Consider the following 17,630-nt stretch of genomic DNA (forward strand, 5'->3'; position numbering starts at 1 on the left):
TATACACGAAAAGACAAACCGCATAAAATATCCATATCATTTTTTTCATAGATGTACCTTCCCTTGCAAATTGATATTAAATTCATAACCGTTATAGAGGCCCCATGATTTGAACAATTTCAACTGTTCATTGAAATAATAAGCACCGGTTCCAACCTTTTTTGGATCATTCCATCCCGATACACCTTGATTTGACATCGGACCGAAACAATTTTCGGATCCGGCTCCGGTACCGAAAGGATGATACAAAGTTCGTTTGGTACTTTTTCCGTCATAACCGGCTTTGTTGAGAATTTGCCCATTTAATAAAAGAGAATCTGTAAATACGCCTACTTGATTTACACCGTAATTTTCCTTGTGCCATTCATTTGAATCGATTAAATGCATCTTAAAATATTCTGATATTAAGGTTCCACCCGGATACGTATCATTTCCTATCGTAATTTGAGGCGATAATTTATCTACACTGGTAAATGCATTATCAAATGAAATTGATGTATATTCATTCGTAAATAAATCACGTTTCCAAGCAGTCATCCTTGTATTATTTCTTTGTTCGTAAGTAGTATCTGTATCTCCGACTTTTCCATTCTTATAGATATCAAATGCATCATCATCTCTGGTAAATATCATACCTGCGGTAAAAAACTGATATGTTCCATCCTCGCGCCTGCTTACACCGAGACTGTCATTTTCTCTCAAGCCCGGTATTTTCAAGTTTCCTCCTATCAATTTGTATTCTTCCTGATCCCACGAAACTCCGTTCTGTGCCATAAGCTGCCGACCAAGCAGTTTTTCTTTTTGTGTTTTGGTAAGACGAATACTATTCAACGAACCTGAACGCTGTACTCTTTTTATCTGCGCTTCGGTTAATCCTATCTTTTTAAAAACAGCACTTGTATATAAATCCGCATCCAGATAATTTTTGCCGAGCATTTTTTCCGCATTTTTCAAACCGAGAGCACGGACCAACGCTTCCACACGAGAACCGGTAAAATCCGATCCTTCTATTTTCATCGATTCAATCTGTTTTTTCGTTGCTTTTCCAGCAATCTTTCCGTCACCGTTTGTAAAATTACCGTTTTCGTCTATTATAAAACCGTTCTCATCTACATATTGGCGAGAAAAATAATTCGTTCCATCATCAACGATTGAGCCGTCCAGTTTAAAGAGCCAATAATCCCCGCTCGAATCATACGCCGCATCCGTATATGCCGCATATTGCTCGTACGCTTCCCTCTGTTTCGCCTCGTCTCCTCCGGCTCGCGCCATCGCAAGCACATATCGATTGTAGTTTGCGATATCGCTTTTCAGTTCCGGCATATACGACACTACACCGTTCATCATTCTGCCGGCCATACCGTCACTTGCCATCCGAAGCGCCATCTCCGTGTGCTTGTAGACGGACTGCACTGTTTCCGCTTGTTGTGCCGTACTCGGTCCCGTAATCCCGTCCCGATACGCTTCGTGCTGCAAGGTTATGCCCATCGCAAGCGCACTTTCTATTGTTCCGTCAAAATTGTTCCCGTTTATATATATTTTGCGTTTGCCGTCAAACACGGTTTTTGCACGGCCTCCGGCCGTTACGGTATCGGCGTTATCTCGTATCAATTCGGCTCTGCCGTGCAGAATGTCATCCGCTTGTTGCTGCGCTTTTTTATCTCCGAATCCGTATTGACTGCGAAGTGCCGTTCCGGTACCGTTTCCGTTTTTCCGTTCATACGCATTCGTTCGCAGCGCAATGCCTGCCGCTTTTGTACCGCCTATCGTATTCGCTATTTCCGTAATACTGTAATTGCGTCCTGCCGTACTTATTTCCGTATAAACACCGTTGTTCCCGAACGTCAATGCAAACAAGCCGCTCGATGCTCCCGCTAATTTCGTATTCCTGAACAAGTCGCTCGTATTCAATATATTTATCGTCGTTTCGCCGTTTATGCCGAGTTCTATCGCGCTTGCGGTAATATTGCCTGCCGTTCCTGCAAGCGTTTTGATCTGTCCGATCTGGGCGCTGTTGAATCCCGACACTTTCGTATAGCCGCTTATTCTTCCGTCCCTTGTCATCGTGTTTCCGAGCATCGCCGTTTCCATAGTGTTCGTCACCGCACTTCCGGCCGTATCTATTACCGTCCCTTTCCAATCGTCCCAATCATCCCACTGTTTTCCCATCTCGCTCCAATTCCAGCCCGACGCGATTCCGCCGGTAAGAAATTTTCCCGTGAGTCCGCTCGATACGCCGATGCCCGTTTTCAAAACCGCTCCCGCCGCACCGCCCAATAATCCGGCGGCCGCTCCCGCTGCTCCGCTCGCCATGCTCAGCGCACTTGTAAGTGCGCTCATCGCAAGGCTCTTTCCAATGTCTTCGGCCGTTTTATAGCCGCCGCTTAAATCGAGTGCCGCAAACAGTAATTCGTTGCTCATCGTTATCGTACTTGCAACTGCAGCGGAACACAGAGCCGCGACTACCGGCGCCGCAGAACCCCACGTACATACGGCACTTACGACAGTAGCGACGACGGCTGCCGCCACAGTTGTCACCGTTCGTATACTCGGCGGGTCCATGCCGAAAAGCGAAGAACCGCTCCACAGCTTTTGATCCCAATCGGGCTTTGCGAGCTCGGCCCATCCGTAGCTTTCTTCTACATCATTCCACAATACGTCGAGCATGACAAGTCCGATTTCGCCGCTGCCTTGTTTTTTTACATTTCCCTCTCGTCCCCGTTTTATATTGATATCACCGCCGCTTTTCAATTCCGGCGCTTCACCTGTGTGTTTTTCAAATTCACCGCCCGTACCGAACACACGCTCATACCACAGCGACAAATTTCTCTGTGCCGTCGCCATCAAATAATCTGCGGTATCTTGATTCGCAACGGCGAGCGCCTTCACATCTATGCCGATATCAGGTGCTGTCGTTACATACCATTCATACGGGTGTACGGTTTGTGTTTTACGTGTGACTTTCCAAAAATTCGAATCGACGACAACGCGCCGTTTAATAATTTTTTGACTCCACGTGTATCCGGAACCGAGTACCGTTTCTTTTACATAATCTTCGATGCTTTGATTTTGTTCCCCCACGAGCGCATAGTATCGATCGCGGCTGTTAATAAGACTTTGTTCCGCTTGCTGCACTGCAATCCTCACAGCCCGATCCTGCAAATCTTTGTTCGTCACAGCGAGCACTTCAGCCGCCCGATGTGCGATTTCGATATCCGATCGTATCGAATCGTGCCGAACGGCGGCAAATACGGCGGATTCGATACGATTTTGCAAAACGCTGCTTTGCTTTTCGAGTTTTCCCAACAGCGTTTCGCCGAGCAAGGCTTCCGTATATTTTTCGTTGTCGATAATCGCTTTCGGAAGCGTTTTTCGGGCAACGCTTCTGGCTTCCATAAGTTTTTCGGCCGCTTCGCGTTCTCCCGCATCTTGACGCAATTCGGTTTCCGCCGCCGCGTCAAGATACATACCGTTTATCCATTCCTGCTTTTGCGTCAAAAATACGCCGTAATTCGATTCCCATTCGCTTTGATGCAGCGCGTATTCTTCAACGAATTCGCGCCGCCACGTGTTGTGCCGGACATTCATCTTTTCCTGCGCTTTTCTCCACTCCACCGCCGACAACAACGCAATATCGTTAAGCTGCCGCAATGCGTTTTCATGTTCCGTCTTTGCCGCATTCATATTTTTTATCAATTCGATTTTATACGCATCGTACAAACTCGTATTCTTTACTTTTGTCTTTTCTCCGATAAAATTCAGCAGCTGTTCCTGTACATACGCGTCATAGGTTTCCGTCGAACGGGTAAAATCGCTGCAGCTGTTTCCGTTGTAGTAATCTCCGTAATACGCTCCCATACTTTTAATGAATTGTACGGTATCGTAGGTACCGTTTCCCCATGCGCTTTCCGCATACTCTGCAAACAAACGTTTTTCGGCGGCGGAAATGCCGAAGTTTTCATTGTATAATTCCGTATATTTTTCAGCCGCTTTTTTCCGGGCTTCCGTACTTGCCGTCACGTCGGACGATTCAAGGGCAAGCTTTCGCAATTCGACGCGTACACTTTCATCGAGTATTTTGCTCTTTTCAACATATACGTGATACGCGGCAGCAGCGTTCCGCTGTGCGGCAAAAAGTGCTTTTCGTTTTGCATCGAGCGCATCGGCGGCTTTATCGCGTTTTGCTTTATATACGTCCGCCGCTTCATCGATAAAACTGCGCGTATTTACATACGTTTTGCCGCCGTCCGCCGCACCGATAATTTCATTGAGCAGCGATTTCGATATAAGGCTGTTATCAATAAGCGCAGTCCGCAGGTTTGCCGCAATCTCCGTTCCGCTTCGCTCGGTATCGCCGAACAGCGCAGTGTAATCGTGTACCGCGTTTTCCCGCGCGGACTTCGCTTTACTGAGCGTATCGAGCACGAGTCGAATTTTTTCGTCTTTATTTAAAGCAGCGGCTGCCGCATTTTTTCGATACGCATGACATTTATCGCAAACCGCTCCGGCATATTTTCCCGTCGCGTCGGTACGTTTAAACCAGCCCCAAAAAATGCGCTTGAAATACGTATGCCGGCTTTCGATCCGATCCATCTCGTCGGCAAGCCGTTCGAGGGCACGGGTTTTTAAAATATCGACTTCAAATCCCTCGAGTTCCGCACCGAGTATATTGCCGCCGTTCCTGAAGATAATGCACTTTGCAATATCGTTTTCTCCGCCGGCTTTAATAACCGCCTCGTATGCATCCCACAGAACGGCTTCGCGGTACTGTTTATATTTTGCATAAACGTCGATTCCGTGTTCGCTGTTGACGTTCGGCATCTGAAAAACAGCTTCGGCATCGGCTTGCAGGCTTTTGATTTTATCGTCGCTGCACCGGTACTGCAAATACATAGCGGCGAGTATGACGTTTTCTCTGTATGAGTTTTTTTTCTTCCACAACGAATCGAGCCAGTCTTCCGCCTCTTTTTCCGCCGCAGTCCGTTTAATCTTCCCCTGCGTTATCGTCTGCAGTACCGCGGCATCGTCATCGGTAAAATAATTTTTTTGCTCGGCAGTATTGTCGACGCCCGTGTATTCGCCCGGATATACGTTATACTCCGTCCATTCCCGCGTTTTGGCAATCGTATTGCCTTGTTCATCCGTTTCATAATATGTTTCGCTTTTATGATCCGCAACGACTTTTTGCGTCAGCACGTAATTCCAACTGCCGTCTCCGTTTTTTTCGATATGTACAAGTTGTTCCGCTGTAGTGTAATCGAACGGCATAGTCAACGTGATGCGCGCATTCCGTTCAGCGGATTCCGCGGCCGCAAGCATTTTTTCTTTTTCTCGATACATCATCGATATTTCATGCTGTATAACGAGCGTTTCATAATAAGCGCGATCGATTTTTTTATACGCTTCAAGTTCCGCGTTTTCGGCAAGCGTCGCATTTACATTTTGTTTTTCGGCAATCAAATTTTCCAGCACCCGTACGGAAAGCAGTGCCCGCTCTCTTGTATATGCCGCTTCCGAAAGTTTTTCTTTCGGCGTTACATAGTGTTCGTTCGCATTTATTCCGATATTTTCAAGATATACGCTCGACGCCCAATCGAACACGGCTTGTGCACAGCGCTTGGCAATACGGAGCCGCTCAAGTTCCGTATACGCGGCATTGCACGTATCGACTTTTTGCATATACGCGTCTTCGGCGGCTTTCAATTCGCCGATCGATTCCGCATAGGCGACGGTTGCCGCTTCGATATCGCGCTGCAAGGCCGCCGCTTTTTTATTATTTTCTGCAATCCGCGCAGCTATGCCGTCGGCATCGGACAACAAAAACAATTCCGCATACAGATCAAGTTTTTTCGTCGATTCGTTTTTGTTTTCAAGCGCCTGCGCCAGCACGGCGTATAATTCGCTCGACGTTTTTTCGCCCGCAGTATAACCCTCTTGTAAAAAGAATCGCGCCGCTGCCGTTACCATACCCTCTCTCGTGCGCATTTCGGCGGCGTCCACACCGGCAAATACATTCCGTATTTTTTCTTTTTCTTCCGACGAAGCGAATATCGACGAATTTAAATAGCCGTTTTTTAATAATTTTTCACTCCAAACACAGTTCGTTTTTTTTGCATATTGTATGACGCTTTGCAAAAACCGATATTCAAGAGCAAACGCGCTCAATTCCGCTTCCTGCTCTTCGGTAAGCGTTTCAAGTGTTGCTTCGTTTTCATACAGCGCAAGTTTTTCACGGCATAGCGCAAGTCTTTCCGCCTCTATTTTTCCGTCGGTATCCGAAAGCGCGGCATAACGGTAGGCTTCCGTATCCAAATACGTCTGAATATATGCTGCAAGCGCCTTGCTTGCTCCATCCAAAAGTCCCGTCGAAAACGGCGTAAACTTTTTTATATAATCGATAACAGTATCGTATGAATTTTTTCCCGCTCGTACCGGCGATGTATCGTTTTCCCGTATCGTTTTTGCAATCGCAGCTTTTGCGTCCGCATACTGCTGCAGTATCGCATTCGTATTTTCTCCGCTTATATTTGCAAAATCCCGTTTTTCAAACTCCGAAAATTTTGCTATATAGTAATCGTAGGCCGACCGGGATACCGCATCGTTTTTTTCGGAATGCGTGCCGGCAAACAACAAAATCGTTCTTTCGATCGTTTCACGCTGTACCGTCGGCTGTATGGATATCAGCGTAGCGTTTTCCTTATCGGCATCGGCAAACGCCTCTTTTGCACGCTGCAGATTTTTATACGCGGCATGCAGTTTTTCTTTTGCACGCGTTATGTCGACATCCGTAAGTTCGCCGCATAAAACGCGGTATGCATCGTATGCGATTTTATACGCGTACTCCGCATCCTGCAAGCGTTTTTCCGTTTCCGCCTTTGCTTCACGAGAAGCGTCCGTGACCGATGCATATTCGTCGACCGCTTTTGCAATTTCATAATTTTCATCCGCTGCCGCAGCAAATACTTTCGCTTTGAACAGTTCAAGCTCCGCTTCACCGTACCCGTATTCTCCTGCTATTGCAAGTTGAAAAAGATTTTTAATCGATTTGTCGAGGCGGACTTTATCATGTAGAGCAATGCGGTGCCAGGCCAGCATCGTTTCGCCCGCCGAAAGTGCATCGGTAAGCACGACAAAATTATCGTTTTGCAGCAAAACGTCATCGCTTTCTTTCAATGCAGTGAGATACGCTTTCAGCTGCGCCGTATAATCGTCGCCTGTAAAATTGCCGCCGGCAGCTTTTTCCTTTTGTGCCGCAAGCTGCTCTTTCACATCCGCAATATACGCTTTTATCGCTTTGTCGGAAGAAAATTCATCGCCGTTAACATACGATTGAAGCTCTCGTTCCGAATTCTTTACATTTTCCGCAGCGACAAGCGCAGATAGTTTTTTCCCCACATCTTCATATTTTTTCAACACAGCGATTTTATCGTAATAAGAAAAAAAATCGTCTCTATTGCGTTCGACAATTCTTTTTTCCCGACCCGACTCATACGATGTACAAGTAAGGACTGCTTTGTTATATTCTCTTGATTTTGTATAATCGAGTTTACCGAAAGACATTATATTTTTATTAATTATATTCTGCAATCGCAGAATATCGGACACGTATTGCTGCAAGACTGCGTCGTATTCCCGTACGATCTGCCGTATGTACTTATCCTGCCAATCGTATATATTCGCACGAATAATCTTCAACGTTTCCGCATCGATTTTTATATCGCCTTTTCCGTTTACCATATCGTATAAAATATTGTTCGGATCTTCCGTTTTCCAATACGAATACACACCCTTGTACTTGGAGCCCCATAATGCGATCCAATTTTCGATGCCTTCCCGTGACGTAGCAAACATATCGCGTATATCGTTGTATACGGTCTCCTGCATCCGCGCCGCATCGTAACGGTACGATGCATTTTCATTAAGCACCGCCCGATAATTTTCGAGCAGGCCGTTTATCTCGTTTTCATAATCTTTGTTTTTTTTCGCGATTTCCCGCTCAAGTTTTTTGATACGTGCATCGATACTCTTTTCCCATTCGGCGCGCTTATCGGAAAGCGTTTTTTTTGCCGCTTCCCAAATCCGTTCGCTCTCTTCATACGTCCGCTGCGCTTCGTTTTCCCATGCAAGCCTGTCGCGTAAAAATTCACGTTCCGCATCTTCCCACTTTGCAAGACCTTTGGTAAACACTTCTTTAAAGCGCGACAAAAACGCATCTTTGTTAATTTCGTTATCGACGGGAGAGGCAATCGTCTTTTCAAGCGATGCGAACAGTTCGTTCATGTCCCGTTCCGTTTCCGCATACGTCTTTTTTGTCAAATCGTCCGCGATCGCGCTCGCCGCTTCTTTCGCCTTTTCCGCTTTAAGCGAATACGTATCTTTTATAAAACGGGCGACAAAGCGTTTTCCTTCAATCTGCGAAAGCATTTCCGATTCGCGCCGCATCGCTTCGCGTGATGCTCCCGCATCGTATTCGTCGAGATACCGGTCGATGACATTCCGGCTTTCCGTAAGCCACGCATCGTAAAGCGCACTCGCTTCGGCAAGCGTATACTGCGACGTGTCAAAATCGTTCATTTTTTCTTTGAGTTTGAGAGCGAGTTCCGACGCCGCTTTTTTTTCGTGCGCCCTCGTATAGCGTGTACAGATCCAATCCGCGTATTTTTTTGCGATCGTATTTTCATAATACGCTTTCGCATCCGCACGCGAAGCGTTCCACGCATCGGCATCCTGCTCTTTCAGCGCTGTCATCACGTGCTCCCACGCGGAAAGCGCCGTAAGCATACCCTCGTCGGCGATCCGCTTCCACTCGCTTTCATCGCGGGCTTTTTCCGCGCGATTCAAATAATAATCGATGCGGATCTTTCCCGCTGCGAGACCGGATGCGATCTCCTGCGCCGGAACAATGCTCACGCCGTACGCGAACATGAGCACGGCGGCCATCACTCTTGTTAATTTTTCATTCATACCATACCTCCGAAATGCGATTTTTTAAAAATCCGAGCCATACAGCCCGGAAATAATACAAACGATACGACGAGCGCATCGATGATTCCGAAAATCATAAAAAACGAAAGACCTCTCGAAAACGAATCCCCGCCGAACAGGTAGAGCGGCACGGCACCGGCCGCCGTCGTGAAAGAGGTAACGAGGATGCTGCGCGCTTTTTCCCGTATGCAAAATTCAATGCGGCTTTTTTTCGATTCCGTTATATAGATCGCGTTGTTGACGGTGATCCCCGACAGCACGACCATCCCCGTAAGGTCGCCGAGTTCGAGCGGCACGCCGGACGCGAAACGTATCGCAAGCGGCAGCACAAAAGACGCCGGAATGACGGAGACGATGAGCGCCGACAGTTTCGGCCGTTCGTTGAGCGCCGCGAGCAGGATAAATATCCCCGCAACGCAGAGCACAAGAGCGGAGACGGTAAGCGTATAATCGGCACGCAGTTCGGCGATATCCCGTTCAAACGAAAAACAATAGCCTTTTTCAAGCGGGATCTCCGCGAGCCGGTCGCGTACAAAGGCCGCCGCTTCGCTTGTACTCAAGCCGCTCGTTTCCGCAGTAAAATACGCACACCGCCTTCCGTCCTTTCTGTAAATTTTATTAATCTTTTCCGTCTGCCGTATTTCGCCGAGCGCGGTCAGCGCAATGCTGCCCGACGGAACCGGCAGATGAATGTTTTGTATCTGCGAAAGGGAGGCGTTTTGCAGATTTTTTCCTGCGATACGGATATCGTATTCCCTGCCGTTCTGCAGCCATTTGTCCGCAACGGGACCGAACATGAGCCAGCGCAGATTCGATGCGACCGACTCGACGGTCAATCCGTTTTTGATAAGCATCGTTTTATCGGGGACAAACGCATATTCTTTTTCCGCCTTTTTAAAATTGAGTACGACCGAATCGATATGCTTTAATGGCGCGAGCACAGATGCCGCCCGTTCCGCATATACCCTGCACTGTGTTGAATCGTCGCCCGAGGCGGCGAGCCGAAAACGCGCGAATTTTTTCCGCCTCTTTTTTTGCAAACCGGGTACGTATAAAAATCCGTCGGGTACGATATGCGCCGAAGATGCGGCACGATTTCGAACGCGTCCGACGTCGGCTTCGCGCACACAGCCAATTTCGATATCCGCCGAACCGCGCTTCGCTTCGGTGCGTACAAACGAAACGCCTGAGTCTTCTTTTAATCGCAGCGCAAACCGCCCTACGTTTTCGTCGATGTACGCCGCACTCGTTTCGGGTTCGTAATCGACCGAGGCGAAGATGATGCGGCTTTTTTCTTCGGGTAAAAGATTTTTTCCGCTCATCAAAAACAACAGCGGCGGAAGTGCCGTACAGCACGCATACAATGCAAAAACGACGCGGCCGTTAGCGATGCTCGAAGATGCCGCCCGGTACGAAAAGCGCACATACAGCGATTCGATTTTTTTATACAGCTTCCGTTTTCGCTTTGCCGACAGTCCCGAGCGGATACAGCACGGAACGAATACCGCCGACAAAACGACGGATGCCGAAATCATTGTGCTCATAGCGGCGGCCGTATTTTTCGTACCGGGTACGACGGCATCGAGAAAAAAAAGCGGGATCACCGCAAGCAGCGTCGTACAGCCCGCCGCCGTAAGAGACGCGTGCAGCCGCCCGACCCGATCAAAAAATACGCCGTTCGACGGACTCGTTTCGGCGCACGCGACGATAATCAGCGCCGAATCCGCAATGAGACCGAGCGCGATCGACATACCCGCAATCGTGCGGCGGTTCAGCGTAAATCCGAAAAGCTGCAAAAGCCCGACCGTCCATACGCTGTCGGCAATCAACAGGAGTAAAATAAGGACGGCTGCCGAAAAGGATTCGTAAAAAAACGGCACGATGACGGCGACACAGATAAAGCTCTGTACGAACGCAAAGGCGACCGAACGGATGAGTTTCAGCTGTTCGCCGCCGGTGTCGTATAAAATCGTATACGGGATGCCTTGCAGATCGGCGGCTGAAAGAATCTTCTTGCACGCGGATGAAACGGCGATGCTGTTCCCGTCCGATGAACACTTAACGTTCAGCGCAATGCACTCCTTCCCGTCGATGCGCACGATCCCGTCCTGTTTCCGCGGCCGCATCTCTATGTCCGCCACATAGCCGAGCGTCGAATAATTTTCTCCCGTCTTTATCGGAAGCGCGCGAAGATCGTCGAGATTTTTCAGCTTCGTGTCGAATACGATCGATTTGTTGTACCGCGAAGTCCGTATCGTACACGCGGGACTCGCCGTGTTGCCGCCGCGCACGGCTGCCGAAAAGTCGGACGGATTTTGCATCGCGCTCGATGCTTTTTCCGGATCGAAGGATACGAAGACTTCGTTTTGTGCGCCGCCCGTAACGATCGCTTCGGAAACGCCGCGCACGCTTTCGATTTTTTTCTTTAAAGCCGATTCTATCGTCTCGCGCGTGCGCTCGTCCTTTTTTTCAAAGGCGACGCACAGGACGCTGCCGGAATGCGCGTCGGACGCGTATATGCGCGGTTTTTGCACATCGCTCGGAAGAAGCTCATACAGAGTATCGACGACGTTTCCGATCGAAAGGTAGACGTTTTTTGCGTCGACCTTTTTATTAAAATATGCCGTCGTCGTTGATTTGCCGTTTTCCGCAGAAGAGTCGAGTTCAACGAGCCCCGCAAGCGGTAAAATTTTTTCTTCGAGCGGGATCGTTACGAGCCGTTCGATTTTGTCGGCATCGACTCCGTAATAATCGAACTCGACGCTGAACACCGTATAGCGTCCGTCGTACGATTCTCCGATCTCTATACGAAGCGCGCACGCGATGAGGCAAACCGTAATTGAGGCAAATACGAAAAATGCGAGCTTCGGACGCTCATACCAAGAACGCAAGATCACGGCAAACGCCTCCTTTTCAAAACGGAAAAGAGCAGCGGCGGCATAAGGGCAAGCACGACGACAAACGACGCGATAAGCCCGCCGACGATCGCAATCGCCATCGACGACTGTTGATTTTTGCGCAGCGGATCGACGGCAAAGGGAACGACGGCGAACACGGTTGTCAACGTCGTTATTAAAATCGGACGGAGTTTTGCAACGCTTGCGGAGATGACGCTTTGCTCCGTGATATCGTTTTGCCTTGTTATACTCTCGTATAAAATGATCGCGTTGTTGACAGCGGTTCCGAACAGTACGACAAGGGCGATCACGCTGTGTATATTGAGCGAGCGATTGCACAAGAGAAGCAATGCAAAGGCTCCGGCAAAAGCAGGCGGTATGGAAACGAACATAAGCAGCGGGATAACGAATGATTCGAACTGCGCGCCCATAATACAGTAGAGCAGCAAAAACACGACGGCGAGCAGCACCGCCGCGCTTTTGAAAAACTCTTTCATCTGTATATCGCGAAGCGAAACGATGCCGTCGAAATTTACTGATTTTTCTTTCGGTACGCCGCTTATTTTTTTTGCGTCTTTTCTGTTCCAACGATGCAGCGTCTTTTCGTTTTCAACCGCTTCGACCGTACCGAGAGAGGACAGCGGTATATCGGTTTTACCCGCAACGACGCCCGTGCGCATAAGCTGTTCTACGGCGGTAAAGGTTCCGTCGGCAAACGACACGCGAAGCGGTATCTTTCGCCCGCCCGTATAAAAGGCATTCGACTCGACACCTTCGAGAGCAGCGTAAGCGGCGGCGGCAGTCTGCGATGCGGAAACGGCAAACCGCGCACATGCGCTTCTGTCGGGGATAAACGCCGCTTCCTGTAAAATATCGTACGGCGCGATATCCCGCTCATCGCAGAGGGCAAGCGCCGTTTCCGCCGCCGCTTCGGGCGAAAAAGCGGTCACGATGAGAGGCGCCGCATCGGATGCGAGCATCTCTTCGAGCAGATTGCGGCTCGTTTCAAGCGTATAGCGCATATCCGTATTTTGCAAAATCGCATCGAGTGCGGCCGCGATTTTTTCGGGACTCTTCCCGCTGCACGTGATGCGCATCGTTTCTTTTTTCGCTTCCGGAGCGGCGAGCTGTTCGTAATCGTCTTTTTCTATGCCGCCCGATATGCACACCGTATCGATAAAATCCTCCACCGACAAAGCACGGTTTATAAAATCCGCGTCGGAGAACAGCGCATCGAGCGAAGGCGAAGTGCCGTAACGTATGGTCGCGGCGACCGTGCCGCTCGGAGATACCGGCAGCAGCTCTTTTTTTAAAAGCAGTACGCACAGCGTTCCGACGCATAGGCAAGCGGTGAACAAAACGGGAACCGCATATTTTTTTTCGAATATCGTTTTTAAACAATCGCCGTAGAGTTTTTCGCCGCACGAAATGGCAGGTATACGGGCGTATGATTCGATTCGTGCGGAGCGTTCAATGCCCCGCTGCCGTTTAAAGCTTCGCTTCGAACTTCCGGCGAAGTTGTCGATCAATTTTTTCGATTGCAGCGACATCGCTGCGGGAATATACGTCATCGCAAGCACAAAGGAAAACGCGATCGAAGCGATGACGGCGAGCGCCATATCGGAAAAGAGTTTGCCGAAGAGTCCGGGAAAAAAGAAAAACGGAAAGAAGGCGGCTATCGTCGTTACGGCCGAACCGGAGGAAGAAAGGGATGTTTCCGCTGCGCCGTCGACAATCGATTCGGCAGCGGAAAAATCCGGCTGCCGCTTCAGTTTTTCCAATACGTTTTCTATCGCTACGGCTGCCGGATCGATCACCATGCCGATGCCGATCGTTATGCCCGACACCGATAAAATGTTGACCGTTTTGCCGCACAGCGCGAGGGCGAATACGGAAAAGAGTATCGAAAGCGGCATAACGCTCGCGGCCAAAAGCGATATACGCAATGTGCGTAAAAACAAAAACAGCACGATCGCCGTTATCACGGCTCCGAGTGCGGCCGACACGCACAGATTTCGTATCGATGCCGTAAGTTCGTCCGACAGATCGAACACGATTTTAAACGTAAAATTTCCGCCGTACGAATTGTGCAGCCGATCTATCTCTCTTGTTAATTTTTTCGATACGGCGAGCGGACTCGCATCGGCTTTTTTATAGATTTTCACGCATATCGCTTCGCGCCCGTTGTACGTAAAAAAGCTTTCCTTTTTTTCGGTGCCGAGCGACACCGTTCCGATGTCTTTGATTTTCAGCACGCCGCCGCTGCCGTACAAAAACGGCACGTCTTCGATATCGCCGAGCGTCGTAAATAAACCGGAGGTGCGAAAAAGCAATTCCTTGCCGCCGTCGCTTACGCTTCCCGACGGGTATTCGAAATTCGCCTGCGATAAAATTTCCGCAACGCTCTGCAAAGATACGGGGATCGATTCGACCTTCGCTTTATCGAGTACGACTTTCACTTCAGGTTTTTCGCCGCCCGTAACCGAAACGGAACCGACACCTTTGACGCGCTGCAGATGCGGCCGTATGTCCGTGTCGACGATATGACGGCCGTACTCCAAATCGTTATCGTTCGGAAAAATGACAAGGGTCAGCGTTTCTCTGTGCACCGGATTGAAAAAAGCGACGTTCGGTTTGGCGCAGCCGTTCGGCAGCGCTTCGTAACACTGATCGATGATCTGCCGGCATTCGACGATCGCAATGTCGGCGTCGACATTCCAGTGCAGTTCGACAACGACGAGCGAAAGACCGTCGCGCGTCACCGATGAAATATTTTTTATGCCCTTGAGCGAGGCGGCTGCGTCTTCGACTGGGATCGTAACGAGCTTCTGCATATCCTGCGCGCTCACTCCGGTAAAGTCGGCTGAAATAAGCAAAAAACGTTCGTCCATTTTCGGCATAAAATCGAGCTGAACCGTGTACAGAGCGATACAGCAACAGAGCAGCAGCGCAAGGTGCAGCATCAATGCGGAGACGGGATGATAAACCGAAAACGAAACGATTTTCTTTATCATAGCGTCCTCAGTCTTACCGCCTGCCCTTCGCGCAAAAACGGCGAAGGCTTATCGACGATGAGGTCTCCGGCCGAAAGCCCGTCTCCGATCCACACAAAACCGTCGCGATGCGCTTTTATTAAAACGGCTTTTTGTACCGCGCATCCGTTTACGATGCAAAAAACTTTTCCGGTTTTTTCGTCCGATAAAAGCAGCGTGCTGTCGGGTATGCACGGAACGTCTTTTGCCGCCGCGCGTTCGATTTCGCAGCGCACGAACATCCCCGGTTTAATTGCGCCGTTTTTATTGCCGATTTCCGTTTTGACGGAAAAATTTCCGCTCTGCGGATCCGCTGCCGGTGATATTTCGGCGATAACGGATCGATACGATGCGCCGAGCGACGGCAAAAAAAGCGAAACGCGCGTACCCTGCGCAAAGCCGACCGCATCCTGTTCCTGCACGTGGAGCACCGCATACACCGACGACGTATCCATGAGCGTCGCGATCTTTTCGTTTTCTTTTACATATTCGCCGTTTTCGTAATAGCGCGCTCCGACGATGCCGCCGGAAGGAGCCCGTATCGTAAGTTCGTCGATGAGCTTACGTACCGACGCGAGCTGCCTGTCCGCCGCCTGCACTTGCGCCTGTACGGAAGCAAGCTCGGCAGCTCCCGATTTCGTGTTGAGCGCTGTAAACTGCTTTTTGCGCACGTCGGGATCGCGTGAAGGAGTGATTCCTTCTTTTAATAAATCTTCATCGCGAAAACCGAGCAGCAGCGTATCGAGTTCTTTTTTCATCATTGCGATTTCCGTTTCCGCCGAACGCACTTGCAGTTTCAGCTGTTCGAGCGACGAATCGGTAACGCCGCCGAGTTCGTGCAGCCGCGACTTATTCGAAAACATATCTTTTAACAATTCCAATTCGAGCTCTTTTTGCACGATATGTATTTTCGATTTTTCTACGGCGAGCAGACGGCCTTCGGCTGCGAGCGTTTCTTCGCGGAGCTTTACGCGGGCAAGCTCGAGCGATGCGTTTGCCGAATCGAGCGCGTTCATACATTGTTCTCTCTGCAGTTCGAGCTGCACGTTGCGCAGCTGCGCGAGCTTTTGTCCCTTTGTTACGGCATCCCCTTCTTTTACGAAAAATGCCGTCACCGTTCCGCTGACCGTACACGTAACGTCGGTTTTCGTTTTATATGAAATGGAACCGAAGCTTTTAAGCACGTCGTCGAGCGCTCGGTTTTCCGCCCGTACTGCGCTTACTTCGACCGGCAAAAGCTCCCCTTCGTTTTTTCTATCGGAAGGCGCGCACGCACAAAAGAGGGCGGCAAGCAATACGATGCACGAATATTTCATCAACGGTTTTATTAAAAACATTTTTGTAAACCTCCGAACGGAACGCACAGCAATATTTCGATATCGCGGAGAGCCGCCCGTACCGCCGTTTCCGCAGCGATGCGGTTTATCTTTTCTTCCGCGAGCTCCATCAATTCGGCAAGGTAGTCGATCCGCTTCATCTCGCCTTTTTCGACTTGTTCGGCGCTGACGGCAAGACGCTTTTCGCGCAGTAAAATCGATTCCGAAATCCGCTCAATCGAATCTTTGCCGTCATCATACGCAGCAGCTCTTTCAAACAGCTGTTCGTGCACTGCGTTTTTTTGCAGACGAAGCTGCTCGCCTTCCCGCTCCAGCGCAATTTTATCGACGTTACGTTTAATAAAATAATTCGTATCGGGTACGATGCCCGCCGAAAGTGAATTGTCGAGGCCGACGAGCTGTTTTTTGTTAAAACCGTAACCGTTTCCGATCGTCGTCGGCACGAAAGGTACGTTCTGAAAATTCAACGACAGCTTTAGCGAATACGAAGGCTTGTTCAACGGGTAGGCCGTACCGGAAAAGGATACGCCGCCCTCGACGGCGACTTCCGGGAGAAAAAACAATTTCGTGTACTTATAGCGCTGTTCGGCATACTGCAGCGCCGCTTCCGATTTTTTTATTGCAGGATTGCGTTCGTCCGTCATGCGCTGCAGATCGGCGATGTGCGGTTCAAGATACGGAATATCGGTACCGCCCGTAAGCGCGTTTTCGAGACGCAGCTCTTCATCGGCGGCCATATCGATGATCGATTTCAGTACGCGCATCTGCGTCCGCAGCTCCCGTTCGGCTTTCTTTTTATCGTTTTGAATTTTCCTAAACGAAATAAGGTATTCCAAATAATCGTTTTCAAGCGCAAGGCCGAGACGATATTCTTCTTTAATAATTTCAAGCTGCACCGCAGCATTCTTTTCCAAATCGTTTTTTATTTTAATAATTTCCTGTTGCCGCAGGCAAAGACAATATTGATTTATGACGGACGATTGAAATGCCTGCAATTCCTGTTCGTAGGTTTTTACCGCATAGTACGCATTCGTCTTATTCATCTTGTACGCAACGATACGCTTGCCGCCGTCGCCGATGACTTGACGCGCGGAAAACTGCAGCGATTTACTGTGCGAATCCGCTCCGCCGATTTTAACCGCATCGTTTTCCGACCACGACGCATTGAACGACGGTAAAAATTCCTGCAGCGCAAAACAGGCCACTTTGTAAGACGCTTCGACGTGCAATTTTTTCAGCCGGTATTCTTTCGAATTCGAAACGGCGAATTCCGCAGCTTCTTCCGGCGAACGAAAAACGGTTTCCGAAAACGCAAGCGCGGCTAAGCAAAAAAGAAGCGATATAACGGTTTTTTTGCCGATCGATTTCATCGCCGTATC

5 protein-coding genes are annotated in these 17,630 nt (G+C 49.3%); all 5 read right to left on the reverse strand.

Annotation, left to right across the window (positions count from 1 at the left end; translation table 11 throughout):
* Positions 1-45: 45 nt before the first annotated feature.
* Genes HMPREF0860_RS08265 through HMPREF0860_RS08285 form a run of 5 tightly spaced genes read right to left on the reverse strand, consistent with a single transcriptional unit; the run spans position 46 to position 17,621 of the window.
* Positions 46-8,964, reverse strand: coding sequence for an S-layer family protein (locus tag HMPREF0860_RS08265; RefSeq protein ID WP_021331574.1), 8,919 nt, complete (start codon positions 8,962-8,964; stop codon positions 46-48).
* Entirely contained in the window at positions 8,961-11,882 is a 2,922-nt protein-coding gene (locus tag HMPREF0860_RS08270; protein WP_021331560.1) for an efflux RND transporter permease subunit, read from the reverse strand. The genes HMPREF0860_RS08265 and HMPREF0860_RS08270 overlap by 4 nt, the downstream gene beginning before the upstream one ends.
* Positions 11,879-14,896 carry an efflux RND transporter permease subunit gene (locus HMPREF0860_RS08275; protein ID WP_021331594.1) on the reverse strand — a complete coding sequence of 1,006 codons (3,018 nt, stop codon included), beginning with the start codon at positions 14,894-14,896 and terminating at the stop codon, positions 11,879-11,881. The genes HMPREF0860_RS08270 and HMPREF0860_RS08275 overlap by 4 nt, the downstream gene beginning before the upstream one ends.
* Positions 14,893-16,251, reverse strand: a complete 1,359-nt coding sequence (locus HMPREF0860_RS08280) for an efflux RND transporter periplasmic adaptor subunit (protein WP_021331554.1) — start codon at positions 16,249-16,251, stop codon at positions 14,893-14,895. The genes HMPREF0860_RS08275 and HMPREF0860_RS08280 overlap by 4 nt, the downstream gene beginning before the upstream one ends.
* Positions 16,242-17,621 (reverse strand): TolC family protein, encoded by a 1,380-nt coding sequence (locus HMPREF0860_RS08285; protein ID WP_021331562.1) that lies wholly within the window; start codon positions 17,619-17,621, stop codon positions 16,242-16,244. Before HMPREF0860_RS08285 ends, HMPREF0860_RS08280 begins: the two co-directional genes overlap by 10 nt.
* Positions 17,622-17,630: the final 9 nt, after the last annotated feature.

It is taken from the genome of Treponema socranskii subsp. socranskii VPI DR56BR1116 = ATCC 35536, assembly GCF_000468115.1.
Lineage (GTDB): Bacteria > Spirochaetota > Spirochaetia > Treponematales > Treponemataceae > Treponema_D > Treponema_D socranskii.

Bases quoted from the DNA above. Each gene is read 5' to 3' on its own strand.
- HMPREF0860_RS08265 (WP_021331574.1), bottom strand. From the start codon at position 8,964: ATGAATGAAAAATTAACAAGAGTGATGGCCGCCGTGCTCATGTTCGCG.
- HMPREF0860_RS08275 (WP_021331594.1), bottom strand. From the start codon at position 14,896: ATGATAAAGAAAATCGTTTCGTTTTCGGTTTATCATCCCGTCTCCGCA.
- HMPREF0860_RS08280 (WP_021331554.1), bottom strand. From the start codon at position 16,251: ATGTTTTTAATAAAACCGTTGATGAAATATTCGTGCATCGTATTGCTT.
- HMPREF0860_RS08285 (WP_021331562.1), bottom strand. From the start codon at position 17,621: ATGAAATCGATCGGCAAAAAAACCGTTATATCGCTTCTTTTTTGCTTA.